Annotated in this window: 1 protein-coding gene; it reads left to right on the top strand. The window is 63.0% G+C overall.

The features are described 5' to 3' along the window. On the top strand, positions 1-546 hold a 546-nt coding region (locus tag RY831_RS33135), incomplete at both ends, for a hypothetical protein (protein WP_326510521.1).

Here is a 546-nt window from a genome sequence, read left to right as displayed (position 1 = left end):
GCGGCGGTTGATCGATACTTGGCAAACCACATGGAACGCCATGCCGGAGGGTGCTGGTCGAACATCCGACCGGGTGTTTGTGGCGGGCAACGGCAATAGGATGCATATTGGAAATATCAGCCAAGCACTAGCACGCCTCCAGTGCCGGCAGGCGGCTGCCGGAGCGTCGGTGCCGGCTGGCTGGCAAGACGCGCGCGATGCTCTGATGGCGCATCTGGCCCACGAATACCGCTACTCTCACAGCGCCTTGGCGGCCCTGAAGTTTAGGGAGCTCAACCAACGAGACTGGGACCCACAGACGCAGGAGTTGATCAATACTTGGCAAACCACATGGAACGCCATGCCGAAGGGTGCTGGTCGGACATCCGACCGGGTGTTTGTGGCGGGCAAAGGCAATGCGATGGATGCGACACGGATCGGCTTAGCACTAGCACGCCTCCAGAACCGGCAGGCGGCTGCCGGAGCGGCGGCGCCGGCCGGCTGGCAACACGCGCGCGATGCGCTGATGGCGCATCTGGCCCACGAATACCACTACTCTTACGGCGC

Origin of the sequence: Noviherbaspirillum album (genome assembly GCF_035916955.1) — a bacterium.
Lineage (GTDB): Bacteria > Pseudomonadota > Gammaproteobacteria > Burkholderiales > Burkholderiaceae_D > Noviherbaspirillum > Noviherbaspirillum album.
Note: the sequence above shows the minus strand (reverse complement) of the source record. Positions and strands in the feature narration are given on the sequence as shown.